The organism is Rhizobium halophilum (genome assembly GCF_021648825.1).
Lineage (GTDB): Bacteria > Pseudomonadota > Alphaproteobacteria > Rhizobiales > Rhizobiaceae > Neorhizobium > Neorhizobium halophilum.
The window spans coordinates 619,738-643,797 of the sequence record NZ_JAKJHS010000002.1; the positions used below are offsets into that span (position 1 = coordinate 619,738).

Consider the following 24,060-nt stretch of genomic DNA (forward strand, 5'->3'; position numbering starts at 1 on the left):
TCCAATGGTTGTCGATCAAACAAAGGTGGAACATTGTCTTCCGCCACAGGAACGCCTCAATCAGGAAAAGGTTCACGTTATTGCGTGCGGCGCGATTGCGCGTGAGATTTTGGCAATCTGCGACCAGCACGGTCTCCACCACATCGACCTCCAGTGCCTGCCGGCGATCTGGCACGCTTATCCGCAAAAGATCGTTCCCGGACTGGAAGAGGCGGTTAGGGATGCACGTGCAAAGGGCTTCGAGAAGATCTTTTTCGCCTATGCCGATTGTGGCACCGGCGGCGACATCGACCGGCTCTGCGAGCGCGAGGGAATCGCCCGCATCGCCGGACCTCATTGCTATTCCTTCTTTTCCGGCAACGACATTTTCGAGGCCAAGGCAGACGAGGATCTGTTGAGCTTTTTCTTGACCGACTTCCTCGCGAGACAGTTCGATGCCTTCGTCATTGAGCCGCTTGGGCTCGATCGGTATCCGCAGCTGAAAGAGGCTTATTTCGGCAACTACCGAAAACTTGTTTATTTGAGCCAGGAGGCAGACGAGGCGCTTCAGGCAAAGGCGAAAGCTGCGGCCGATTACCTTGGGCTCGAATACGAATATCGTGTCACCGGGTATGGCGACCTGACGCAGTCCTTGCGGACACTTTAGGGGAGAACGCCAAGTCCGGCGACAGTATCGATGCGCGTCGTTTTTGCTCTGTGCGACGTCGTGGCAAGCGCAGTCCCTGCCCCGCCCCCCGTGCATGCTGCTGAAAAACAGGGAGCAGTGCATGGCCGACCGTATCGTCGTCTACTGGCGGGACATTCCGGCGCAGGTGATCATCAAGCAGGGACGCAAGACGGCCAAGCGCGAGCTTTCGCTCCGCTTCACCGAGGCGATCGACATGTGCGCCATGCGCAGCGGTGCAGCCGAAACGGACAACTATCTGGCGGAGTGGCGAAAAGGTGATCCGGTCGCGGTCTCAGACGACCTGGAAGCCGAGGCAGACAAGGCGGCCGCCGAGCTGGAAGCGGCCTACGGCAAGGAGCGCCTTGTTGGCCTGGTGAAGGCCGGAGGTCGCGAGCATGCCTGAGACTTCCGCGCCAAGCCCTGCAGGCGACAAGCCCAAGATCGGGAATGCCGGCGCGGCCAAGAAGGCAGCCACCGGCGCGTATGTGCCCGGTGATGTCTCGCCCAACCGCCGCGTCCAGCGCCGCTACTCGATCCGGCTTTGGTCGATCCGCCATTCGCGTCTGCTTGAATGGTTCTATGCCCGGTTCGCCCAGGCGTTCCTGCTGCTGCACCCGGTGTGGAAGGCCATCGGCTACAGCCGGGTCGAAGCGCCCGTCACCTTTGTCGAGAAGCGGGTAAAGGGCATGCTGTTCGACTGCCGCATGTGCGGCCAGTGTATTCTGTCTTCAACCGGCATGTCCTGCCCGATGAACTGTCCCAAGCAGCTGCGCAACGGCCCCTGCGGCGGCGTGCGCGCCAATGGCAACTGCGAGGTCGAGCCGGACATGCCGTGCGTCTGGGTGAAGGCCTGGGAAGGGTCGCGCAACATGGTCAGGGGCGATGCGATCCTGAACGTCCAGCGACCAGTCAACCAGTCGCTGCGGGAAACCTCGTCCTGGCTGCGGGTGACGGCGGAGGCCGCCGCGCGTCGGCAAGCATCCGAGGGTGCCGCCCCATGAGCCTGGACCTCCATCCGACCGATCTCGGCGCTCCGCTTGACCCCCTGCCCGGCCATTCCTCGCGCGGGCGGCTGGAACGGGTGCTGCGCCGCGGCGAATTTGCGGTGACCGCGGAACTCAATCCTCCGGATAGTGCCAACCCGCAGGATGTCTATGACCGCGCAGCCGTCTTCGATGGTTGGGTCGACGGGATCAACGCCGTCGACGCGTCCGGCGCCAATTGCCACATGTCCTCTGTCGGCATCTGCGCCCTGCTGACGCGCATGGGATACGCGCCGATCATGCAGATCGCCTGCCGCGACAAGAACCGCATTGCGATCCAGGGCGACGTGCTCGGCGCCTCCGCCATGGGCGTGCAGAACATCCTCTGCCTGACGGGAGACGGCGTGCAGGCGGGCGACCAGCCGGGCGCCAAGCCTGTTTTCGACCTAGACTGCATGTCGCTTTTGGAAACGGTCCGCACCATGCGCGACGAAGCGAAGTTCCTGTCTGGTCGAAAGCTAACCACGCCGCCCAATGTCTTCCTCGGCGCCGCCATCAATCCCTTCGCGCCACCCTATGACTTCCGGCCCTACCGCCTGGCGAAGAAGATCGCCGCCGGCGCTCAGTTCGTCCAGAGCCAGTACTGCTTCGACGTGCCGATGTTTCGCGACTACATGGCAAAGGTGCGCGATCTCGGGCTGCACGAAAAGTGCTTCATCCTCGTCGGCGTCGGTCCCCTCGCCTCTGCAAAGACCGCCCGCTGGATCCGCTCCAACGTACCGGGCATTCACATTCCTGACAGCATCATCGCGCGGCTGGAAGGCGCGCAGGACCAGAAGCGCGAAGGCAAGCAGCTCTGCATCGACATCATCAACGAGGTGAAGGAGATTGAAGGCGTCTCCGGCATCCATGTGATGGCCTATCGGCAGGAAGAATATGTTGCCGAAATCGTCCACGAGTCGGGCGTGCTGAAGGGTCGCAAGCCTTGGAAGCATGAACCCAATCCCACGGACGCGACGGTTTCGGAGCGGCTGGAGGAAATCCGTCAGGGCAGGCAAGAAAACCAGCAGCAGATGGCCGACATTGCGGCGAGCAAGCCGCACTGAAACCCGCTCTCTGGCCAGCGCCAGAGCTGCATGACACAGCACCGCCGAGCAAGGCACCGGAGAACCGCATGACCCGCACCATCGTCGCATCCGCCACCCGCGAAGTCGTCATCGGCTTCGATCAGCCCTTCTGCGTCATCGGCGAGCGCATCAATCCGACCGGCCGCAAGAAGCTCGCGGCAGAGATGATCGTGGGCAACTTCGACACCGTGATCAAGGATGCACTGGAACAGGTGGCAGCAGGCGCCACGATGCTCGACGTCAATGCCGGGGTGACCGCCGTCAACCCCAACGAGACCGAGCCGCCGCTCCTCGTCCAGACGCTGGAAATCGTCCAGGGTCTGGTCGACGTGCCATTGTCGATCGACAGCTCGGTAACGGCCGCCATCGAAGCGGCCCTGAAGGTTGCCAAGGGGCGCCCGCTGGTGAACTCGGTGACGGGCGAAGAGGAAAAGCTGGAAGCCATCCTGCCGCTCTGCAAGAAGTACGACGTGCCGGTCGTTGCGATTTCCAACGACGAGACAGGCATCAGCCAGGATCCAGACGTGCGCTTCGCCGTCGCCAAGAAGATCGTCGAGCGTGCCGCCGACTACGGAATCAAGCCGCACGACATCGTGGTCGACCCGCTGGTGATGCCGATCGGCGCCATGGGTACGGCCGGGCTGCAGGTGTTTGCCCTCCTGCGGCGGCTGCGCGAGGAGTTGAAGGTCAATACGACCTGCGGCCTCTCCAACATCTCCTTCGGCCTGCCGCATCGCCATGGCATCAATGCCGGCTTCATCCCGATGGTGATTGGCGCCGGCATGACGAGCGCGATCATGAACCCCTGCCGCCCGCAGGAGATGGAGGCCGTGCGCGCCGCCAACGTGCTGAACGGCACCGACGAGAACTGCTACAACTGGATCAAGACCTATCGCGACTACAAGCCCGCCGATGGCGGCGCGGCTGGAGCCCCCGCCCCGGCTGCAGCGGCAGCAGGCGGCGGACGCCGCGGCGGCCGTGCGGCACGTGTCGGTGCAGGTGCGGTGACGGAGTAGATTGAGGCATCATGACTGAAATGTCCGAGAGGGACGCCCTCGTCCTCTTCATGCCGTCCGGCAAGCGGGGACGCTTTGCCGTCGGTACCACCGTGCTGGAGGCGGCACGCTCGCTCGGCGTCTATGTCGAAAGCGTCTGCGGCGGGCGCGCGACCTGCGGGCGCTGCCAGATCGAGGTGCAGCAGGGTAACTTCGCCAAGCACAAGATCACTTCCTCGTCCGATCACATATCTCCCGTTGGCCCCAAGGAGCAGCGGTACGCCGAAGTTCGGACGATCCCCGAAGGGCGTCGCCTCTCCTGCTCGACACAGATCCTCGGCGATCTCGTCATCGACGTGCCGCAGGACACGGTCGTCAATGCGCAGGTGATCCGCAAGGCCGCGACCGACCGGCTGTTCGATCGCAACCCCGCAATCCAGCTCTGCTATGTCGAAGTGGACGAGCCGGACATGCACAAGCCGCACGGCGACCTCGACCGGCTGAACCTGATGCTGGAGAAGGATTGGGGCTGGACCGACATCCTGGTTGCCCAGCATCTGCTGCCGGACGTCCAGCAGACCTTGCGCAAGGGCAATTGGGGCGTTACCGCCGCGATCCACCGCGACCTGGAGGGGGCACGGCCAAACCTGATCGCTCTCTGGCCCGGCCTCCACAACGAGGCCTACGGGATCGCCTGTGATATCGGTTCGACGACGATCGCCATGCATCTCGTCTCGCTGCTATCTGGTCGGGTCATCGCATCCTCCGGCACGTCGAACCCGCAGATCCGCTTCGGCGAAGACCTGATGAGCCGGGTCTCCTATGTGATGATGAACCCGGACGGCCGCGAGGCGATGACGAAGGCCGTACGGCAGGCGATCAACGAACTGACGGTGAAGGTCTGCGCCGAGGCCAAGGTCGACCCGAACAACATCCTCGATGCCGTCTTCGTCGCCAACCCGATCATGCACCACCTCTTTCTCGGGATCGATCCGACCGAGCTGGGCCAGGCGCCGTTTGCACTCGCGGTCTCCGGCGCCGTCCACACCTGGTCGCGCGAGATCGACCTTGCGATCAACCGCGGCGCCCGCGTCTACCTCCTCCCCTGCATTGCCGGACATGTCGGCGCTGACGCGGCCGGCGCGACCCTTTCGGAAGGCCCGCACCGGCAGGACCGGATGATGTTGCTGGTTGATGTCGGGACCAACGCTGAGATCATCCTCGGCAACAAGGAGCGCGTGGTTGCCGCGTCGTCGCCGACAGGCCCTGCCTTCGAGGGCGCCGAGATCTCTTCCGGTCAGCGCGCGGCCCCCGGCGCGATCGAGCGGGTACGGATCGACCCGCAGACGCTGGAGCCGAAGTTTCGCGTCATCGGTGTCGACAAGTGGTCCGACGAGGACGGCTTCGCCGAACAAGCAGAGAATGTTGGTATTACCGGCATCTGCGGCTCCGCCATCATCGAGGTAGTCGCGGAGATGTATCTCTGCGGCATCATCTCGGAAGACGGTGTCGTGGATGGTGCGATGGCGGCACGAAGCGCGCGTGTCCTCGAAAATGGCCGCACCTTCTCCTACCTGCTGCACGACGGGGCACAGCGGATCACGGTGACGCAGAACGACGTGCGGGCAATCCAGCTTGCAAAGGCAGCGCTTTATGCTGGAATCAAGCTCTTGATGGAGAAGCAGGGGATCGGGACCGTCGACTGCATCCGCTTCGCCGGCGCCTTCGGATCCTTCATCGATCCAAAGTATGCGATGGTGCTAGGCCTCATTCCCGACTGTAATCTGGCGGAAGTGAAGGCGGTCGGAAACGCCGCAGGCACCGGCGCGCTGATGACGCTGCTGAACCGTGACTACCGTCGCGAGATTGAACAAACCATCAAGAAGATCGAGAAGATAGAGACGGCTCTTGAACCAAGATTTCAGGAGCTCTTCGTCCATGCGATGGCGCTGCCAAACAAGGTCGACAGCTTTCCGCACCTCGCTTCGGTCGTGACGCTGCCGGAACGCAGGGTGCTTTCAGAGACAGGAGAGGCAGGCGGGCGAAGACGCCGCCGTTCCCGCGACTGATCAGGCGGCCGCCCGGTTCATCTGGCCATAAAAATCCCGGATACTTTCCGCCACCGCCTTGCCCGGAACCGAAAGCTGCAGCGTCGTCAGCAGCCGTACGTCGAAGCTGAACAGTTCCGGCAGACCCTCCTGCGGCCCGAGCACGACCATCTCGTCCGAGACATAGGACCGGGGAAATGGTGCGATCGCCAAATCGGACAGCACCGCTGCCCGCTGAGCCATGGAATGGGCGCTGGCATAGGCGACGCGATACGGCCGCTTGTGCTTCTCGAGTTGGCCAATCGCATCCTGCCGCCAGACGCACCCCTCCTCCCATACCGAGATCGGCAGAGGATCGCGCAGATGAGCATTGCCGCATTTGGCACCCGCCCACACGAGTTTCTCCGCGTGAATGACCTCGCCAACGTTGGAAAAAGACCGTGGGTGGCAGTTAAAAAGTGCAAGATCCAGGCGCTGTTCCTCGACCCGCTTTCGAAGCGAAGAACTCATGTCGACGGTGACGTCAACCATGATGCCGGGGAAATTCTCGCCGAAGTCCTTGAGAATACGCGGCAGCAGCCGTTCGGCAATATCATCGGGAGCACCCAACCGAACAATACCTGCCAGTTCCGGCATCACGAAACGCGAGACGGCTTCATTCGACAGCGCCAGCATGCGCCTGGCGTAGGACAGCAGCATTTCCCCATGCTGCGTCAACGTCACCGAACGGGCATCCCGAAGAAAGAGGGTCGTCTTCAACTGCTCTTCCAGCTTCTTGATCTGCATGGAAACAGCCGAAGGCGTTCGCAGTACCGCTTCTGCCGCGGTCGAGAAGTTTCCTGTTTCGGCAATGGCTACAAAGGTCTTGAGAATATCATTGTCGAGGAGAGGCAACGGTGGGCGGTAAGGGGCAGCCATGATGCAACCTGTCAAATATTCTGAACCTAAGCACCATATCATTTCGTTTGATTGAAGGTCAACCGTGGCTCAAGGTGGCTCCATAGAAGGATCGGCGCCAGATGATGGCTACGAACGTCATCATCGGCATCACGTTCATCTCGTTGGGTTGATGAGCTCCCGTGCGACCCTTCTTGAACCAAAGGAGAAGCACCATGGCTTTTATTTCTCAGAACCGCTTCGGCTCCACGCACTCCGGCCTTGCCAAGATTGCAGCCCCCTTCATGCGCCTGGCCAGCCGCGTCCAGGCCGACTGGCGTCAGCGTCAGACCGAGCGAATGCTCGAATCTCTGCCGGCAGAGATCCGCAAAGACATTGGTTGGCCGAGCGGAGATGGCAATCACGAGGCAAAGCACATCCACTGATCCTCGTAGAGACGCGTTTGCGGCCGCCATCGAGGGCGGCCAGCAGCTTCCGAAGCGGGATTCGCGACATCGATCAGCCGTCCCGGCCCCTCGCAGAAATTGCCTTTGTCGGCTCTAACACCCACTTTCCGGCCGTCGCTTTTCATGGCAGTGTCGCATTTGAAGCATCGCCCTCCGGCGGGCAATCGAGGTGTCGCGGCATGAGCGTAATGAGCAGGCAGCCGAAGCGTAACCTGGTCTTTTTCCTTGTACCGGACTTCACGATGCTACCCTTCACGGCAGCCGTGGAAACCCTCAGGATCGCCAATCGCATGCTCGGTTATGACGCCTACACCTGGCGCCTCTGTTCCGCCGATGGGCAGAAGGTCCAATCTTCTGCAGGCATCGCGCTGGAGGTGAACACGTCCGTCGCGGATGAGCGGAAGAGCCTGACGGGCGAAAATCGCCCAAACATGGTGCTCGTCTGTGCCGGTATCGACATCGACCGGTACCACAACAAGACCGTCAATGCGTGGCTGCGTGAGACCCATCATCGCAACGTCTCGGTTGGGAGCCTGTGTACCGGCGCCTATGTTCTGGCCCAGGCAGGATTGCTGAACGGCAAGCGATGCGCCATCCACTGGGAGAACCTGCCGGGTTTTGCCGAAGCATTCCCGCAAGCCGAGGTCTATGCCGATCTCTATGAAGTGGACGGCAATCTCTACACCTGCGCCGGGGGCACGGCCTCGCTCGACATGATGTTGAACCTGATCGGCCAGGACTTTGGCGAGAACCTCGTCAACCGGATTTGCGAGCAACAGCTGACCGATCGGGTGCGAAACCCACACGACCGGCAACGGCTTCCGCTACGGGCTCGCCTCGGCGTTCAGAATGCGAAGGTTCTCTCGATTATTGAATTGATGGAGAACAATCTGTCCGAGCCGCTGTCCCTCATCGAGATCGCCGATGACGCCGGGCTGTCGCGGCGCCAGATCGAGCGGCTCTTCCGCCAGGAGATGGGTCGCTCCCCTGCCCGCTACTATCTGGATATTCGTCTGGACCGGGCACGGCATCTTCTTATCCAATCCTCGATGCCGGTGGTGGAAGTTGCCGTTGCGTGCGGTTTCGTTTCGGCGTCCCATTTCTCCAAATGCTATCGCGAGGTCTTCAATCGGTCTCCGCAACAGGAACGGGCTGAGCGCAAGCTGACGATCGCCACGTCTCGCGCCGGCGTCGCCGCCTGAACGGCAGCGACGGCGTCTCAGGATTGCATAGGTCAGGCAGCAGCGGATTCGCGCTCGTTTCGCATGGAGCGGATCTGGATCAGCGTGTCCAAATTCTGGTTGACCCGGCAGTAGAACTCTTCGTCGATGAAGGGTCGCAGCATGAAGTCATTGCCGCCAGCCTTCAAGAATCGGGCGGAAAGCAGCCGGTTGGACGAGGAGGAGACGCCGATGATCCGCAACTCGTGAGACCCGCGCACGGAGCGGATGCGCCGGGTGAGTTCGAAGCCGTCGATATCGGGCATGTTGTAGTCGGTAACGACGAGGCCGATGTCGGGATTGCCCTTGAGGATCTCGAGCGCTTTGGAGCCGCTTTCGGCGGCACTGACCCGGAAGTTGTAGCGCTTCAACCTGCTCGTCAGCAAAGCCCGGGCGGTCGGGCTGTCATCGACGATCAGGACGTGGTGGCGATGGTTGGTCAGGAAGCGGGCAACGGACTCCGCCAGCATGTCTACGGCAAAGACATTGTCCTTGATGATGTAGTCGACGACGTCCTTCGACAGCAGCTGGTCACGGGTCCCCTCATGGAAGGTGCCGGTAAAGACGATCGTGGGGATGGACAGATCGACCAGGTATTCCAACGCCTCCCCCTTTTCCGCACCTGGAAGATTGATATTGGAGATCGCCAGGGTGACCGGATCCGCTGAGCGATCGTAGGCCAGTTGCAGTTCCTCGAAATTGCGGCAGATCTCGATCTCGATCCCGAATAGCTCCTTCAGCCGAGCCCCGATCATCGACGTGAAGAGGTTGGAATCCTCTGCAAGCAGGATGCGTGAGTTCGCCAGAGATTGGCCGGAATACTGCATCCCGGAAATGCCAAGGAAAGTCATGATGCCCCTTCGGTATTTGCTGTCCCCTATTGGCACAACCTAGTCCGAGCCCATTTGCAGAAGCGTTAATCGCAGGCTCTCTCCTTGCACGACAAAAAGGGGCGAAAGCGTCGAAAGCAGCTTCAAGGTGAAGACTTCCCTAAGGAAGCCTACCCGCGCAGCACGGTGTTTTCTGGATCGAAAGGGCTTTCGGCTACGACTGAAGCATCATAGAGCGTCCCGAGTATCTTGATCTTCAGCCTGGTGCCGATCTCCGAACAAGAGGGTTTCACCATGGCGAGGGCAAGCGACTTGCCGATGCGCCAGCCATAGCCGCCGCTGGTGGCGCGGCCCACGAGCGCGCCCGTCTCATCATAGATCGCCTCCGATCCCCTGGCATCGACATCGGTGTTCCCTTCCAGAATGAGGGTGACGAAGTTCCACTTCACGCCATCCTGCTTGTACTTGAACAGTGCGTCGCGCCCGAGGAATGGCTTGTCAGGGCGAATGAAGCGATCGAGACCCGACTCAAACGCGTTATATTCGATGGAGAGTTCGCGCCCCATGTTGCGATAGGACTTCTCAAGCGCCATGGCGCTCATCGCGCGAATTCCGAAGGGCTTGATGCCGAATTCGGCCCCGGCCCTCATGAGCTCGTCGAAGATATAGGTCTGCATCTCGATCGGGTGATGCAGTTCCCAGCCCAATTCCCCGACGAAGTTGACCCGCAATGCATGGGCGGTGGCAACGCCCACGGAGATCGGCTTGGCGGTCAACCAGGGGAATTCCTTGGTTTCAAGACTGGTACGGGTGAGCGTCTTCAGGACGTCGCGCGACCGAGGGCCGGCCAGCACGAGAACCCCGAACTTCTGCGTGATCGGTTGTAGGACAACGCTGCCATCCTTGGGCGCGAGACGCCAGAGGAGGTCATGATCGTGCGCCTCAAGGCCACCGGCTGACACCATGTAGAAGCGGCCCGGCGACCATTCGTAGATGGTGAATTCCGCGCGCACGCCACCAGTAGGTGTCAAGAGATGGGCGAGCGCGATGCGGCCGCGCTTCTTCGGAATGGCGTTGGCGAAGATGGATTCCAGCCAGCTGCGAGCTCCGGGGCCGGAGACTTCCATCTTGGCGAAGGGTGATATGTCGAGCACGCCGACGTTTTCGTGGACATTCCTCACCTCATTGCCGACATGCTCCCAGTAATTGGAGCGCCGGAAGGACCATTTTTCCACGACCCGGCCATCGTCCAGAGGTGCCGCATAGTTGTGATTGGTGATCACGTCGGCGCCGACGCCCCTTTCGCTTTCCGGCAGTTCGTAATCCGCGGGCGCAAACCAATTGGCGCGCTCCCAGCCGTAAACCGAGCCGAACACGCCGCCGAGCGTCTTCAGCCGCTCGTAGACCGGCGTCGTCTTCAACGGCCGAGCAGCAGCGCGTTCCTCGTCGGGATAATGCATGGTGAAGACATTGGAATAGGCCTCCTCGTTCTTCGCGATAAGGTAGCCTTCCGTCGCATAAGGACCAAAGCGCCGCGGATCGACTCCCATGAGGTCGACCGTGGGCTCGCCATCGACGATCCATTCGGCGAGCTGCCAGCCAGCCCCGCCTGCGGCCGTGATGCCGAAGGAATGGCCTTCGTTGAGCCAGAAGTTCGTCAGCCCCGGTGCCGGGCCGACAATCGGATTGCCGTCGGGGGTATAGGCAATGGCGCCGTTGTAGACCTTCTTGATGCCCACCTCTCCGAAGGCCGGCACACGAACGATCGCCGCCTCGATATGCGGCATCAACCGGTCCAGGTCTTCCTGGAAGAGCTCATATTCGCTGTCGTCGGAGGGTCCCTCGACATAACAAACAGGTGCGCCGACCTCGTAAGGCCCCAGGATCAGCCCTCCGGCCTCCTCGCGCATATACCAGGCGGAATCGGATTCCCGCAGCACGCCCATCTCGGGCAAGCCCTGCCGGCGCCGCTCCTGGATGGCGGGATGAGGCTCGGTTACGATATACTGATGCTCCACCGGAATCACAGGGACGTTGATGCCGACCATCTGGCCGGTGCGTCGGGCAAAATTTCCGGTGCAGGAAATGACATGTTCCGCGGTGATCTCGCCTTTGTCGGTGATGATCTTCCACAAGCCGTCGCCTTGCTGCTCGATGGCCGTGACCGTCGTGTTGCGGTAGATTGTTGCGCCGCGATCGCGGGCGCCTTTCGCGAGCGCCTGGGTAAGATCGGCGGGCTGGATGTAGCCATCGTCGGGATGCTGGATAGCGCCGAGCAGGCCATCCGTCTCGCAAAGCGGCCAGACCTCCTTCACTTGCTCAGGCGTGAGGATGTTGACCTTAACCCCGATCGTTTCGGCGATACCGGCGTAGTACATATACTCGTCCCAGCGGTCCTTTGTCCGCGCCAGGCGGATGTTGGACACTTTGGAGAAGCCGACATTCATGCCGGTTTCCTTCTGGAGCTCCTCGTAGAAGCGGACGCTGTACTTGTGGAGTTGACCGACGGAATAGGACAGGTTGAAGAGCGGCAGCAGGCCAGCTGCATGCCAGGTGGAGCCCGAGGTGAGTTCCTTGCGCTCGATCAGGACGCTGTCGCTCCATCCCTTCTTCGCTAGGTGATAGAGCGTCGAAACCCCTACCACGCCGCCCCCGATCACAACGGCTCGCGCATGTGTCTTCATCGAAAGGAACCCCTCGTTCGCGACCCACCAAGCAGCGCCGCACCATCTCGATGCCGACTATGCAGGTCTGGCCGGGCGACGAAACGCCTGAATACGACATGCGAAAAGCTCGTCGCGACGGGCCGCCGAGCCGCTAAACGCCGGCGCCATCCTCGACGGCATCGGCCGGTCCTGTCGTCGACTTCAGATCCTCGCGACGCGGTCTTGGCAAGATCATGATATCCTGGCGCGCAAAGGGGATCTCGATGCCTTCCTTTTCGAAGCGGCGCAGGATTTCGATCCGGACCAGCGCCCTGATGCGAATGCCGTCGGTGTAATCAGCCAGATGGAATCGCAGTTCAAAATCCAGAGAAGAGGCGCCGAAGGCCATGAAGTCGACATGCGGCTCCGGATTGCGCAAGACTTCCGGCACCGCCTCGACGATTTCCAGAAGAATGGCGATTACCTTCTCCGGATCCGTGCCGTAGGCGACGGAGACGGGCACCTCGGACCGTTGCACCTTGTTGCGATGCGTCCAGTTCCCGACGGGCGCATTGATGAGATCAGAGTTCGGAACGATGATCGACTGCTTTCGGAAGGTCTCGACTTCGGTGGCACGCACGGAGATGCGCTTGACGATGCCCTCTGTGGTTCCCGTCACGATGTGGTCGCCTACCTTGAAGGGTCGTTCCACGAGCAGGATGAGTCCGGAAACAAAGTTCGAGACGACGTTCTGGAGCCCGAAACCGATACCGACAGATAGCGCCGATGCCACCAGCGCAAGGCTAGACAGGTTGACGCCCGCCGCCGATACTCCAACGATCACAGCCAGTCCGATCCCCAGGTATCCAATCCCGGTCTTGACTGAATTGCGCACGCCCGCATCGACCTGGCTTCGCTCCAGCACATGACTGTCGATCCAGCGCTGGATCCATTTGGTTGCCAGATAACCGAGGCCGAACAGCAGAAGTCCGCCGAGTATGCCGACGATGGAAATCGAGATGTTGCCGATCGTGATCCGCGTGAAGAAGCGATAGACCCAGACCTCTATGTCAGTGATCTGGAACCCCCAGGTCAGCAGGATGAGCGGGATGCCGAGCAGTAGAGCGAAGACATAGATGGCAAGACCAGCAACGAGCCCCACCTGGTCGAGCGCCACCTCACCAAGGTTGAAGCGGCGTCCCAGTCGCTCGCCAACTGCCGTGTGCGCGAAAACACCCTGCTTCCCGACCGCCTTGCCCGAGAGGATGCCGATGTAGACGGTGACGAGGACCGCGCCCGTCAGGACGATCTGCGTCGCGACGAACCGTGCCAGGCCTGCATAGCCGGCTAGCACAGTCAGGAGCAGGAGCACCCCCATCACCCGGAGCAGATAACCCAGCCAGCGAGGCCACGCCCGACCTTCGGCGTCGGCTTTGCCTTCGGCCATGATCGGGCGGACGAAGGAAAGTCCGAGAAGAATGACACCGATGACCAGGGAGGCTACGACACTTTTGGCAATGGTCAGTTCCAAAGGCGCGCTCAAGACCTCGCTGATCGCCCCTAGCAGGTAGTCCAGTCCGTTGATCGCGGCCATGGCAACGATCGCTGTAACCAAAATCTGAGCACCGCGGTCGGTCACCCGGACGAGTCGCCACTCCGAGTGGCGTGGGGACAGCACCGCATAGCTCAACTGCGACACAAAGTAGACGAACCATATGAAGCTGAAGAGCGCCGCGAGGATCGGTGCGATGTCCCGCCGCAGCACGTTAAAACCATCCAGGAAAAGGAATGATGCGACCAGGAACGCTGCAAGAGACAGCGTTCTGGTAACGGTCGACCAAAACGCGAGCGATAATCGCTTGATATAGGTCGGCCACTCGTCTGAGGCGTTGCGAAGGATCAGCCTTGCAAAGAGCCGGCGGCCCCCGGAGAGGAAGACGAGCGCAGCGCCGAGGGAAAGGAAGATGGAAGCGAGCAAGGGAAGCTTCTTGAACTTCCAGGCGAAGCTCAACCAGCTTCCGAGCGCGCCGCCGAGTTCCTGGATCTCAAGGACTAAGGACTCGCCCGCCACAACGAACAACTCCCCGGATAGCTGGGTGCGCTTGAAGAGCGTTTGCGCGAACAAGTCCCGGCGGAGCGTCGAGATCGTCGCCACTGTCTGGTTGGCGCTGCTCATTAGGCCCGCCGCATCGTCGGTGAGGACGGTCAGCTCGGCGCGTTCCGTCGTCAGCCGGTTGCGTTCCTCGGTAACTGCGGCAGCCTCCGGAGGCTGCCCAGCAGCCGGCGGCTCTCCCAGATCGGCCAGTCGCGCCTCGATCTGCGCCAGCCGCGTCTCCATTTCCGCTGAGGTTCCTTGCACCTCGCTGGCCACATCCTCCGCCTGCACGCGCAGTTCCGCCAAACGCATATCGTCGACGCCTGGCTGCTCAAGGCGCTCCCGCACAGTGCTCAGCTTCTGGCGAGAGGCAGCGAGCGTTTCCTGCACTTCATCATTGATCGAATCTGCGGTTACCTCAGCCCTGGGAGCCTGCTGCGCGTGGCTGGCTACAGCCATCACCAGGATAGACAGCAACATCACGGCGGCCATTGACAGGGAACGAGCGGACGAAAGGCTTGCGCGAGGAAACAGCTTCAACTGGATGCACCGGATCATGGATTCGCTGGCGGGCAACTTACGAGCCGCTTTGGTGAAAGAAAAGGCTCCACCTCCAGTCGCCTGGAACCTTGGAACATTGTGCGGCGTTACCATGCGCAACCACCACAGGAGGGTAAGGTAATGGAAGACGCTGGAGTTGGCTGGCTCGCGGCAATCATCATCGGCGGCATCGCCGGTTGGCTCGCCGAGAAGTTCATGAAGAGCAATATGGGCATCCTGATGAACATCCTGCTCGGGATCGTCGGAGCCATCGTCGCCAACGCACTGCTGGGACTGATCGGCATCAGCCTTGGCGGATGGATCGGTTATCTCATCGCGGGCTTCATAGGTGCATGCATCTTGATTGCCATCGGCCGGATGTTCCGGCGCTGAGCGCTAGAAAGCGACAACTAAAATCCGGCGCCGGGCTGCGACAAATAGTCGAGCTCGGCGTCAGTCGATGGGCGCCCTACAAGTGAGTTGCGATGCGGGAAGCGGCCAAATTCGCGGATCACTGCGAGGTGCCTTTCGGCATAATCGAGATACTCTCCATCATCCAAGGCCTTGAACAGTTCCACAGACCGCTCCTGATCCGCTAGATCTTCGGAATGTTCAAACGGCAAATAGATAAAGGCCCGCCGCTCGGCAGCTACCTCCTTGTCGGCGCCCGCACCCACCGCAAGCTTCGCTTCCCGCAACGCCATCCAATCCGTGGCAAAGGCCAGCGGACTTCCCCGATAGATATTGCGCGGGAACTGATCGAGCACAATGATCGCCGCGAGGCGACGCTCCGGCGTGTCCCGCCAATTCTCCAACCCTCCCCGTGCAAGGTCGAGATGGATGTCGCGGAAGCGGCGACTGATCTCTTCGTCCAGCGTATCCGACTTTTGAAACCAATCCTGCCGCGTCAATCGGCCAAACCAAAATTCCAGGATTTCTTGGCTCCCGATTCCCATCATTATCCTCCTCAGGCGAGCTTCAGCTTCTCGTGATCCCTATCGAGCATGCGGCACAAAGCCTCCACGACAAGGTTGTGGTCCTCCCGCTGCGGCAGGCCGGAGACCGTAACGGCGCCGATGCACCCGGCCGATTTTACAAAGATCGGGAAGCTCCCGCCATGGGTCGCGTAGTCGGCCCCCGGGAGTCCGTACTTTTCCTCAATGGACGTATTCTGCTGTGCGAGTTTCAGCCCCATGCCATAGCTCGCCTGAAAAAACCTCAGCACCACAGCACGTTTGCGGCGAACCCAGGATGCATTGTCTGCCGTCGTCCCCGGCATGGCGCAATAAAAGACTGGCATCGCATGAAGATGAACGTCGATGACCACCTCTGCCCCTCGCTCCATCGCCATCTCGCGGAGCAGAGTACCGAGTTCCCAGGCCGTTGCCGGATCGAAGCGCTCGAACCCAAGCTCCTGCTCCTGCTGCGCGATACGAGACAGGTCCTCTTCGCGTGTCATGGTAGTTCCTCTCGTTTGTGCCGGCATTCATGACCAGTCCGAAGCAGAAGTAAAGATGTCCGGCTTGGGATGGCGGCTACGTCTGCAGCAGGGAGTGGATGGCCGACAGGACCATGTCATGCTGATAGGGCTTCGGCAGAAAATGCGTGCGCGCCGGCAGCATCATTGGGTCGAGCCGAACAACGCCGGAGGTGATGATGATGCCAATGTGGGGCCGCAGGGCCCGCACCCGCTGCGCCAGTTGAATGCCATCCATCGAGCCCGCCATGTTCACATCGGTGAACACCACGTCGACGTCCGTGCGATTGCGCAGAAGCACCATCGCCTCATCCGCATTGGCAGCCTCGAGAACTACATGCCCGACCTCTTCCAGTGCATCCAGCGTCGTGAAGCGAATGAGGGGCTCGTCTTCCACAATGAGCACGACAGCCTTCTGTACGGACATGGTTCAACTCCATTTTCTTCTGAGCAGCGGAACACTTCTGCCCAGGCCCACGCGGACATCCTGCCGGAGGCACATTGGCGGGCCATATAGGCAATGAACGAAAGATCCGCCAGCCTTTTACGAGGGCCTTCCGTGCTGAAGGCAGCAGGCAGGCTGTACCCTTTCTTGCTTCCCATCTCCGGTGGATGGGGATCTTGCGTTGCGTCAGGCGCTGATGTTGAAGTTAGCTCCGTCCGCGCATTTCCGTTGTCAGCGATTGTCTTTGGGCGAATTCGAGTCGCAACCGGCGATCAAGCGGTGCGCCGGCATGACATGAGGAGAGTCCCGTGACGGATCACGACCATACCCATCCATCTAATCACGACCATTGGCGCGATCACGGCGTCAAAGTCATTCCGGGAGATTCGCTTGATCCCAACACGGCGCAGACGCCGGGCATGAACCGTGCTGCTGCGATCAACAAGGCAAGAGCCGGCGCCGAGAAGATATGGGCAGGCACAGTTACCATCCATGCGAACGCCAAAACGGGCGCTCATCATCACGGCGAACTGGAAAGCATCATCTACGTCCTGAAGGGCAAGGCCCGCATGCGCTGGGGCGATGAGCTCGAGTACGTGGCCGAAGCGGGGCCAGGCGATTTCATCTATGTGCCGCCTTTCGTGCCGCACCAGGAAATCAACGCCAGTGTGGACGAGACATTGGAATGCGTGCTGTTCCGGTCGGGACAGGAGCCCACGGTCGTCAACCTCGACATCGAGCCCGTAGAGAAACCGGAGGCGGTCCTGTGGACGGACCCGATCCATCGATGATCAACCCGCGGCCATCTTCGACGCTCTGACAACGCGGCCGTTCTTCCCACTATTCTGCTCTGGCTGCTGGAGAAGATTTTGGATGAACCGAGCTCTGGCTGGCAGGCCTGTCAGGCGGCTTCACCGCGTGCTCTGATCGAAAGCCTTCCACCCGGCTCCACCACGACGGACATGCCCGTGTAGTCACGAATGGTAGGATGGCTGGTTTCCAACGAACGCTCATGCGTCGCGGTGACCACTACGACGTCGGCACCGGCGGCCTCACCCGCGGCGACGCCCGCCAGCACATCCTCAAAGACCAGCATCTCGCCGGGACCGAACCCTAGACGCTCGGCGCCGAGAAGGTAGCATTGCGGATCGGGCTTGCCCACCTCGACGTCTTCCGCTGTCACCATGAGCCGCGGTTGAGGGATGCCCGCAGCCCGCAGCCGTGCCCGTGCCAGATCGACCGGGGCGGACGTCACGATCGCCCAGCGATCCGCCGGTAATGCGGCGAGAAAGTCGGCGGCACCATCGATCGCCACCACCCCCGCGACATCCTCTATCTCCCCCCGCAGTATTTCAGCCGCCTCCGCGACCGGGTCTATGCCCGGCAAATCGAGACCGGCGATCGTGTCGATCCCCCGTTTGCCGTGCATCGTCGGCAGAAATGCCGCAAGATCGAGACCATGGCGCGTTGCCCAACGCCCCCAGACCCGTTCTGCGGCGGCAAGCGAATTAAGGATGGTCCCGTCCATGTCGAACAGGAAGCCTGCGTAGCTTTTGTTGAAAGCGGTAGGATCAAATGACAAGGATGGCTCCGGCGGCAGGCGGGTCTGGAAAAGCGGCTTTCTCGCTTATCCCCTTCGACGAGCGAGGACAACCGGCGATCTCAGGCGAGCTGGTCATCCTGGATGCCCGCCTCGCCTTGCATCCGCGCCAGCCAGTCGGTGGTCGCCTGGATACCGCCGAGCGGAAAGAGATGAATTTGTTCGATCAGACTTTCGGGATGAGCAACTTGTAGCTGGCAAGGTTTGTCACGAAGTCGTTGGGCTCGTGCGGGACGAGAAGCTTGCGAAGGTCGAGCGCCCGCTTCTGCAGGACGCTCAGCGACGGTCCGACACCGCAGGCGATCGCGAACTTGATAAGCGTCTGGAGCTTCGTCGGTCCTGCGACACCGATGTGGATCGGCATGCAGATGCCCGCCTGTTGCAGTCGCTCCGCCCAACGAATGACCGGAGCTGAATCAAATGCGAACTGGGTAACGATCGCCATCGCGGCATCGGTGCGTTCGGAGAACCTCTGCTTCCACTGGAGGGCATCGTCCAGCCGCAAGGTGCTACCGTCCGCGTCGATGTCCTTGTTGCCTTCCGGATGCCCTGCAACATGAAGCCGCTTGTAGCCGAGCCGGTCGAAGATGCCGGTTTCGAGCATGGAAATCGAACTGTCGAGCGGCCCTGCCGGCTCTGCCACGCCACCACCGAGAAGCAACGCCTGGGTGACCCCCGCCTCTTCCCGATACCGCCGTGCCCAGAGCTCCAGTGCCGCATGGCTCGGGACAATGCGCGCCGGGGCAGATGCGGCATGGGTTGAAAGCCCTCGTCCGTCAGTCGCCTTGCGGTCTCCACCATCTCATCGATCGATGTCCCCCGGATATGGGCAATATAGACCCGCGACCCCTTTTGCAGCTGTGGCCGGAAGTCATGGATCTTGGCCGCGGTGCGCGGCATGACCTCGATCGATGCGGTGCGCAGCAGTTCGCCGAAGGCAGCCGGAACAGCGGAGATGTCCTCCTGCCGAAGAAACCCTGTCATTCCCATTGCCTGCCCTTCGTCTCTCGGTGAGAAGACTTCCGATTGCAGATGATCGGACGAACGGGCGGACGCCATGCCGGAGCCCGCCCGTCAGGGCTCAGCCGACCCGCTTGTTGCGCCAGCTCTCCGCATAGTTCTCCCGCGCTTCGCGAGCATAGGGAGTCGGCGAAACACGAACCCTGATCTCAGCTTGCTTGTGACGCTCCGTGGAGGTCTTGCCGGTGCCGCCGTTCGGCTCGCCCCAGATCATCGTGAGAACGTCGCCTTCCTGGACATCAGCATCAACGACGCCGAGCGACAGCATGCAGCGCTCGTTGTAGCTGTAGCCGTTGAACATCGACATGCCGACCATCTTTCCTTCATGCATCACCATGTCGGCGCTCGTAGACGCATAGTTCGGCTGCGGGAAATCGATCCACTTGTAGTGATCCTCACCCGGCTGGAAAGCCGACGCAATCACCTTCACCACGTCCTCGGCATTCCACTCGAAGGTCACCTTCTTGCGGTTCTTACCGTCCTTCATCTTCTCCAGTGCGGACTTACCAATGAAGTCGGACTTCCAGCCGATATAGAAGCCGTAGCCGAGCTCGAACGGGTTCACGTAGTAGTCTTCGATGTTGCTGGAGACGAAGCTTCCGCCAATCGCGCCGGTCGCTTCATAGCTGTCGGCGCCAAGCCAGTCGCGATACTCCTGCATCATGCCGTCGCCGGTGTAGATGCCAGGTAGCGGCGACGGGATCCAGCCAGATTCCAGCGTGTTCGTGGAATAGGCGCGGCTGCCGACCTGATGCATGTCGACGCCCGCATCGCGGGCCGACTGGAGGATGACGCTGCGGACATACTCCAGGTCAGCAAAAGGCCCCCAGATCTCCAGTCCGGGTGCACCGGCCATGCCATGGCGCAGCGCCTGCACACGCTTGGAGCCCACATTGATCCAGTCGACGTGGAAGAACTTGATGTCCGGCACCGGACCGCCGTTCATCTTCTCGAAGATCTTCGGCGCATCGGGCCCCTGGATCTGGAACCGGTAATGCGTACGGTACACCGCTTTGCCGTCCGGCCGCGAGGGCGAGCGAGGATCCCGATGAATCCGCACGTTCCACCTGCCGATCGCCTGCTGGAACTGAACCCAGCTTGCCGTTGGTGCGCGCCCGACGAGGATGAACTTGTCCTCACGCTCGCGGAAGATGATCATGTCGCCGATGACATGGCCCGCAGGTGTCACCGGTACAAAATGCTTGGCGCGGTTGAGATCGAAGTTGGCAAAGCTGTTGATCCCGACATGCTCGAGGAAGGCCACGGCCTGAGGGCCTTCGACAATGATTTCGTCCATGTGGTGCGATTGGTCGAACAGGACCGCGGACTCTCGCCAGGCACGTTGTTCATCGCGCCAATTGGTGAATTCGGGCGCCACCACCGGGTAGACATACATCCCGATCTTGGAGTTGCGCAGCATCTCGACCGCGTTGCCGCTCGCATTGATGGCATCTGACAAGCTCCTTTTCGTCACGGTCTCTCCTCCCTGAGATAAGTGTCATGTATACATCAGCTCATTTGCAGCAAAACTGCAAGAGGGAAAGCGGGACCCAACTCGCCCTTTTGGTGTGCGGCTGTATGCAGACCAGCGTCTCAGCGCGAGTCAGCTGTTGAGAAGGGCGAGTCCCGGGACACTGATGATCAGCTCGGGGTTTTCCAACATCACGTATTCGAGGTTACGCCGGGCGATGCGTGCGTGCTCTCGAGCGATGAACTCGGCGCGCGTTCCTTCCCGGGAAGCGATCGCCGCCGCCAATGCCCGATGCTGCTCCTGGGCGACGTGCAATGACTGACGGAAAACGTCGATGTTCGTACGCCCGGACAGAAACGCCGAGGGGGACGCAAATGGAAGCCGTGTCGCCCTCTCGATTTCCCTTTGCAGGACCGCGCTTCCCGAGAGTGTGACGAGCAGCGTGTGAAACTGCGCATTCAGGTTCGGATAGGCTTCGAAGTCCACCTCGTTTGCATCCCGCCCGAAGCAAGCGTCCAACTGCAGAAGGACGTGGTTGAGTCGCTCCAGACCTGCCGGCGTCGCAGACCGCTCTGCAGCCAGCCGCGCGGCCGTCCCTTCGAGCACGCCCCGGAGTTCGATTGCGTCGAGGACATCCGCGAGCGTGAAACTGCGAACGACGAAGCCTCCGTTGGTCAGGCGATCCAGCAGCCCCTCCTCCGCGAGCCGTGACATCGCCTCACGGATCGGCGTGCGTGAGATCTGCAGTGTTTCAGCAAGAGGAACCTCGAACAATCGTGTCCCGCCGGGGAAGTCACCGTTCAGGATGCGTTTGCGCAGCTCCATCAATGCCGCAAGCGTATGTGTGGTTCTGCCCGTCTCCTCCATCGCACCATTCTCCAGTCCCGTCCCGGCTAAGTGAGCCTGCCCTATCTGCAGTCCGCCAGCAACCAAAAATCCGGATGAATGTATACATGGTTCATTATGGCGCTTGGCTTGAGGGGGAGGCCGAACTACCACTCTCTGGTGGGCCTGAAGCACATCGTGCGGACACATCAGCTAGATACAAAGCGAGTAGGACATGGAAACACGCTGGAGGGAGGTAGCGGTCGCTGTTCTTGCCGGGATTGCCGCAGCGCTGCATGTTGGAAAGGTTCCGCCAGCCCTTCCGTTTCTGCGCGATCAAATGGGGCTCGATCTGGTAGAAGCTGGCTGGCTGATGGGACTTGTCAGCCTCATGGGAGGTTTGCTGGGGCTGGCAGTGGGACGAACGGCCGACCGATTGACGCCGCGCCGATCGATGCTGATGAGCCTGTCTCTCCTCGCACTCGGCAGCGTGCTCGGCGCCGTGTCCCAGCAGCCGGCCCAACTCTTCGCGACCCGCATCGTCGAAGGGATAGGCTTGATTTTCACAGTGGTGGCCGCACCGGCGCTGATCACGTCTGCCACGCTTCCGCGTGATCGCGGCTTGGCTTTCGCTGCATGGGCAGCTTGGCTGCCGATTGGTGTCGGGAGCATGATGCTGGCCTCTCCATTCCTGCTATCGCTGTGGGGCTGGCGTGGCTCCTGGATCGCTGCTGCGCTGCTTACGGTCATTCCGCTGATCACGCTGGCCCGTGCTGGCACAAGCCTCGGCACGGCGCTCCCGAGTACGGAGATGTCTTTCATTCAAGGTGCCAGGCTGACGGCCGCCCGATCCACCTCCTGGCTGCTCGCCGGGATGTTTCTTTTGTATAGTTCCAGCTTCATGTCGGTCTTCGGATTTCTGCCGACGATGTTGATCGAGGAGAACGACGTTGCGCTGGTGGCAGCTTCCGCAATGACCGCGACAGCCGTTCTGGCCAACGTGCCCGGTAATTTCTTTGGAGGCTACCTCCTCAGACGAGGCGTGAAACGATGGTGCTTGATCGTGATCGCGTTTTCCTTGCTGAGCTTTTGCGCCTTCATTGTCTTTACGGAAGGCCTGCCTCTGGCAGCTCGGTATCCCGCGGCACTCGTCTATGCCGCCGCCGGCGGACTTCTTCCCGCTGCGATCATGAGTGCGCTTCCCACCTACGCTGCCCGCGAGGATCTTGTGAGCACCATCAGTGGTTTCGTGATGCAAGGAACGAACATTGGACAGTTTCTCGGCCCGCTGCTGCTGGCGTCAGTTGTTACCGTATACGGCTGGGGCGCCGCCCCCGTCTTCGTGCTGTTAACCGGTGGAACAGGCATTGGGCTAGCGTGGCTGTTTCGCAGTCACGACCGGTGACGTGCTCGCTCTTCTAGCTCTCATCAAAGGGGAAGCCGCCTGGCCGGCGGCTTCCAAAACTGAACCGGCAGGAAATCGCGCCCGTCAGCACTTGTCGTCTGCGGCCGCGGCTGCGGCTGTCTTTTCGCCGTCTTGCTGGGCAGCCGCATCTTGCGCAGACGTTGCCAGACTGCTGCTCTCGCCGAGGGGAACGCCCTCCCCGTCCTTTTGGGGTTGCTGTGCAAGAGCATCAGCACTGGTCGTCGTGGTCCCTGTCTCGGAATGGGTCTGCATTTGCGAGCCCGCAGCACCTTCCAGCGGAGCATGGGTGCCGTCCTTGGCGATCCCGCTTTCGGAGTTGCTGCTGGCGGTCGTCGTCACATCAACGCAATCCGCTTTGCCAGGGGCATGAATGAAGGCTGCAAGAGCGATCGCAGCCGGGATAGAAACGGTCATTCGCATTGCTCATCCTCCTATACCAACTTGCAACAACCGCCGGGACGCGTTGAAGTTCCACGAAGACGGGAGGACACCGCAATCTCTACAAGTCCGGTTCCCCTAGCGGATCGCAAGCCGTATGTCAGGAGCGCTGGAGGATCGGCTCCCTGTGGAAGTATTTAAAATAGGCGTGAACCTTCGCAGCCGTATTGGAACAGCCATCGAACTCCACGCCGACCCGGCAGTTGCGGAACCACCGGATCTTCGCCTCCACGGTGCACAGGCCGTCGCACCGCAATGTGACCGTGCTGCCGACCATCCCTTGGAAATAGCCTTGAAGATCGATGGCGGCGCCGGTCGTGGAAAGATCCCGGATCAAACCGGCGGTCTCCATCCCCATGTAGGAAACGATGACCTTTGCTTCGGTAGTCCTCCGAACCGCCCTTCTGGGCTTCTTGCCGCCGATCTGGCTGCCCGCTCGCGACTGGTAATCCATCCACACAGTTCCTCAAGCTGTTTCCGCGTCCAAGCTTTCCATCCAGGCCCTTCAGGTGGGTTAAGAAACTTGCTAAAAGTGAAGCAGATACAACTTTTCATGGATGGTTTGTCATAGAAGGCGCTCGAGCACGCCTGTCCACCACGGCAACTGGTAGGGTTTGGCACGTCCACTCGTGGCGCCTGTATCGCGGTTCAGCATAGGTGCTGTAGGCGGCGGATCCTGCCGGCGAACTAGTTTTGGGGGGACGAGCAGCCAAGAAAAACAGCCGTTGGGGGACAGAGCAGACCCTGCCCGACCTGAGAGATAGGTGACGAAACGTACCGGGGACATGGGTAACACTTTCCGTTTTGCGGGAGGTGTTGATGCCGTGGAAAGAGACTTCGGTTATGGAGGAACGCCTGCGTATTG

25 protein-coding genes are annotated in these 24,060 nt (G+C 61.0%); 11 read left to right on the forward strand and 14 right to left on the reverse strand.

Annotation, left to right across the window (positions count from 1 at the left end):
• The first annotated feature begins 4 nt into the window (after positions 1 to 4).
• The 6 genes from LXM96_RS07540 to LXM96_RS07565 all read left to right on the forward strand — a co-directional run bounded on the left by LXM96_RS07540 (position 5) and on the right by LXM96_RS07565 (position 5,841).
• Positions 5 to 646, forward strand: coding sequence for a DUF1638 domain-containing protein (locus LXM96_RS07540; RefSeq protein WP_239997745.1), 642 nt, complete (start codon positions 5 to 7; stop codon positions 644 to 646).
• A gap of 121 nt (positions 647 to 767) precedes the next feature.
• Positions 768 to 1,070, forward strand: a complete 303-nt coding sequence (locus LXM96_RS07545) for a virulence factor (RefSeq protein ID WP_239997746.1) — start codon at positions 768 to 770, stop codon at positions 1,068 to 1,070.
• Entirely contained in the window at positions 1,063 to 1,668 is a 606-nt protein-coding gene (locus LXM96_RS07550) for a methylenetetrahydrofolate reductase C-terminal domain-containing protein (RefSeq protein ID WP_239997747.1), read from the forward strand. Before LXM96_RS07545 ends, LXM96_RS07550 begins: the two co-directional genes overlap by 8 nt.
• Entirely contained in the window at positions 1,665 to 2,756 is a 1,092-nt protein-coding gene (locus LXM96_RS07555; RefSeq protein ID WP_239997748.1) for a methylenetetrahydrofolate reductase, read from the forward strand. The genes LXM96_RS07550 and LXM96_RS07555 overlap by 4 nt, the downstream gene beginning before the upstream one ends.
• 68 nt (positions 2,757 to 2,824) lie before the next feature.
• The gene (locus tag LXM96_RS07560; RefSeq protein ID WP_239997749.1) at positions 2,825 to 3,793 is read left to right on the forward strand and encodes a methyltetrahydrofolate cobalamin methyltransferase; all 969 of its coding nucleotides are present in this window, start codon (positions 2,825 to 2,827) and stop codon (positions 3,791 to 3,793) included.
• A gap of 20 nt (positions 3,794 to 3,813) precedes the next feature.
• A complete protein-coding gene (locus tag LXM96_RS07565) occupies positions 3,814 to 5,841 on the forward strand; it encodes an ASKHA domain-containing protein (RefSeq protein ID WP_394801913.1) in 2,028 nt (675 codons plus the stop codon).
• On the opposite strand, the gene LXM96_RS07570 is transcribed toward LXM96_RS07565, so the two are convergent.
• Together LXM96_RS07570 and LXM96_RS07575 are read right to left on the reverse strand one after the other, a co-directional pair.
• On the reverse strand, positions 5,842 to 6,780 hold the full coding sequence (locus LXM96_RS07570; RefSeq protein WP_394801902.1) for a LysR family transcriptional regulator: 939 nt from the start codon (positions 6,778 to 6,780) through the stop codon (positions 5,842 to 5,844).
• Positions 6,781 to 6,796: 16 nt separating this feature from the next.
• Positions 6,797 to 6,934 carry a hypothetical protein gene (locus LXM96_RS07575; protein WP_239997752.1) on the reverse strand — a complete coding sequence of 46 codons (138 nt, stop codon included), beginning with the start codon at positions 6,932 to 6,934 and terminating at the stop codon, positions 6,797 to 6,799.
• Between LXM96_RS07575 and LXM96_RS07580 the strand changes: the two genes are divergently transcribed.
• Both LXM96_RS07580 and LXM96_RS07585 read left to right on the forward strand, forming a co-directional pair.
• Entirely contained in the window at positions 6,933 to 7,142 is a 210-nt protein-coding gene (locus tag LXM96_RS07580) for a DUF1127 domain-containing protein (RefSeq protein WP_239997753.1), read from the forward strand. The genes LXM96_RS07575 and LXM96_RS07580 overlap by 2 nt on opposite strands.
• A gap of 209 nt (positions 7,143 to 7,351) precedes the next feature.
• Entirely contained in the window at positions 7,352 to 8,365 is a 1,014-nt protein-coding gene (locus tag LXM96_RS07585; RefSeq protein ID WP_239997815.1) for a GlxA family transcriptional regulator, read from the forward strand.
• A gap of 32 nt (positions 8,366 to 8,397) precedes the next feature.
• On the opposite strand, the gene LXM96_RS07590 is transcribed toward LXM96_RS07585, so the two are convergent.
• From LXM96_RS07590 to LXM96_RS07600, 3 genes are all read right to left on the reverse strand, one after another.
• The gene (locus tag LXM96_RS07590) at positions 8,398 to 9,234 is read right to left on the reverse strand and encodes a response regulator (RefSeq protein ID WP_239997754.1); all 837 of its coding nucleotides are present in this window, start codon (positions 9,232 to 9,234) and stop codon (positions 8,398 to 8,400) included.
• 149 nt (positions 9,235 to 9,383) lie between these two features.
• Positions 9,384 to 11,897 carry a GcvT family protein gene (locus LXM96_RS07595; protein WP_239997755.1) on the reverse strand — a complete coding sequence of 838 codons (2,514 nt, stop codon included), beginning with the start codon at positions 11,895 to 11,897 and terminating at the stop codon, positions 9,384 to 9,386.
• Positions 11,898 to 12,030: 133 nt separating this feature from the next.
• Positions 12,031 to 14,433, reverse strand: a complete 2,403-nt coding sequence (locus LXM96_RS07600) for a mechanosensitive ion channel family protein (protein ID WP_239997756.1) — start codon at positions 14,431 to 14,433, stop codon at positions 12,031 to 12,033.
• Positions 14,434 to 14,634: 201 nt separating this feature from the next.
• Between LXM96_RS07600 and LXM96_RS07605 the strand changes: the two genes are divergently transcribed.
• Positions 14,635 to 14,886, forward strand: a complete 252-nt coding sequence (locus LXM96_RS07605) for a GlsB/YeaQ/YmgE family stress response membrane protein (protein ID WP_239997757.1) — start codon at positions 14,635 to 14,637, stop codon at positions 14,884 to 14,886.
• A 17-nt stretch (positions 14,887 to 14,903) separates the two neighbouring features.
• Here LXM96_RS07605 and LXM96_RS07610 read toward each other — a convergent pair whose 3' ends face one another.
• The 3 genes from LXM96_RS07610 to LXM96_RS07620 all read right to left on the reverse strand — a co-directional run bounded on the left by LXM96_RS07610 (position 14,904) and on the right by LXM96_RS07620 (position 16,397).
• Positions 14,904 to 15,452 (reverse strand): DUF924 family protein, encoded by a 549-nt coding sequence (locus LXM96_RS07610; RefSeq protein WP_239997758.1) that lies wholly within the window; start codon positions 15,450 to 15,452, stop codon positions 14,904 to 14,906.
• Positions 15,453 to 15,460: 8 nt separating this feature from the next.
• Positions 15,461 to 15,952, reverse strand: coding sequence for a heme-degrading domain-containing protein (locus LXM96_RS07615; protein ID WP_239997759.1), 492 nt, complete (start codon positions 15,950 to 15,952; stop codon positions 15,461 to 15,463).
• 76 nt (positions 15,953 to 16,028) lie between these two features.
• On the reverse strand, positions 16,029 to 16,397 hold the full coding sequence (locus LXM96_RS07620; protein WP_239997760.1) for a response regulator: 369 nt from the start codon (positions 16,395 to 16,397) through the stop codon (positions 16,029 to 16,031).
• A 326-nt stretch (positions 16,398 to 16,723) separates the two neighbouring features.
• Between LXM96_RS07620 and LXM96_RS07625 the strand changes: the two genes are divergently transcribed.
• A complete protein-coding gene (locus LXM96_RS07625; protein WP_239997761.1) occupies positions 16,724 to 17,206 on the forward strand; it encodes a cupin domain-containing protein in 483 nt (160 codons plus the stop codon).
• Between the two features lie 110 nt (positions 17,207 to 17,316).
• On the opposite strand, the gene LXM96_RS07630 is transcribed toward LXM96_RS07625, so the two are convergent.
• The 4 genes from LXM96_RS07630 to LXM96_RS07645 form a co-directional block, all read right to left on the reverse strand.
• Positions 17,317 to 17,943, reverse strand: a complete 627-nt coding sequence (locus LXM96_RS07630; protein WP_239997816.1) for an HAD-IA family hydrolase — start codon at positions 17,941 to 17,943, stop codon at positions 17,317 to 17,319.
• 238 nt (positions 17,944 to 18,181) lie between these two features.
• Positions 18,182 to 18,658, reverse strand: a complete 477-nt coding sequence (locus tag LXM96_RS07635) for a methylenetetrahydrofolate reductase (RefSeq protein WP_239997762.1) — start codon at positions 18,656 to 18,658, stop codon at positions 18,182 to 18,184.
• Positions 18,659 to 19,096: 438 nt separating this feature from the next.
• The gene (gene ligM, locus LXM96_RS07640) at positions 19,097 to 20,509 is read right to left on the reverse strand and encodes a vanillate/3-O-methylgallate O-demethylase (protein WP_239997763.1); all 1,413 of its coding nucleotides are present in this window, start codon (positions 20,507 to 20,509) and stop codon (positions 19,097 to 19,099) included.
• A 129-nt stretch (positions 20,510 to 20,638) separates the two neighbouring features.
• Positions 20,639 to 21,373: a GntR family transcriptional regulator gene (locus LXM96_RS07645; protein ID WP_239997764.1), complete on the reverse strand. Its 735-nt coding sequence runs from the start codon at positions 21,371 to 21,373 to the stop codon at positions 20,639 to 20,641.
• Positions 21,374 to 21,566: 193 nt separating this feature from the next.
• Here LXM96_RS07645 and LXM96_RS07650 point away from each other — a divergent pair, with 193 nt between their 5' ends.
• The gene (locus LXM96_RS07650) at positions 21,567 to 22,736 is read left to right on the forward strand and encodes an MFS transporter (RefSeq protein ID WP_239997765.1); all 1,170 of its coding nucleotides are present in this window, start codon (positions 21,567 to 21,569) and stop codon (positions 22,734 to 22,736) included.
• Between the two features lie 84 nt (positions 22,737 to 22,820).
• Here LXM96_RS07650 and LXM96_RS07655 read toward each other — a convergent pair whose 3' ends face one another.
• Both LXM96_RS07655 and LXM96_RS07660 read right to left on the reverse strand, forming a co-directional pair.
• A complete protein-coding gene (locus LXM96_RS07655; RefSeq protein ID WP_239997766.1) occupies positions 22,821 to 23,177 on the reverse strand; it encodes a hypothetical protein in 357 nt (118 codons plus the stop codon).
• Between the two features lie 118 nt (positions 23,178 to 23,295).
• On the reverse strand, positions 23,296 to 23,649 hold the full coding sequence (locus LXM96_RS07660) for a PilZ domain-containing protein (protein WP_239997767.1): 354 nt from the start codon (positions 23,647 to 23,649) through the stop codon (positions 23,296 to 23,298).
• Positions 23,650 to 24,060 lie beyond the last annotated feature (411 nt).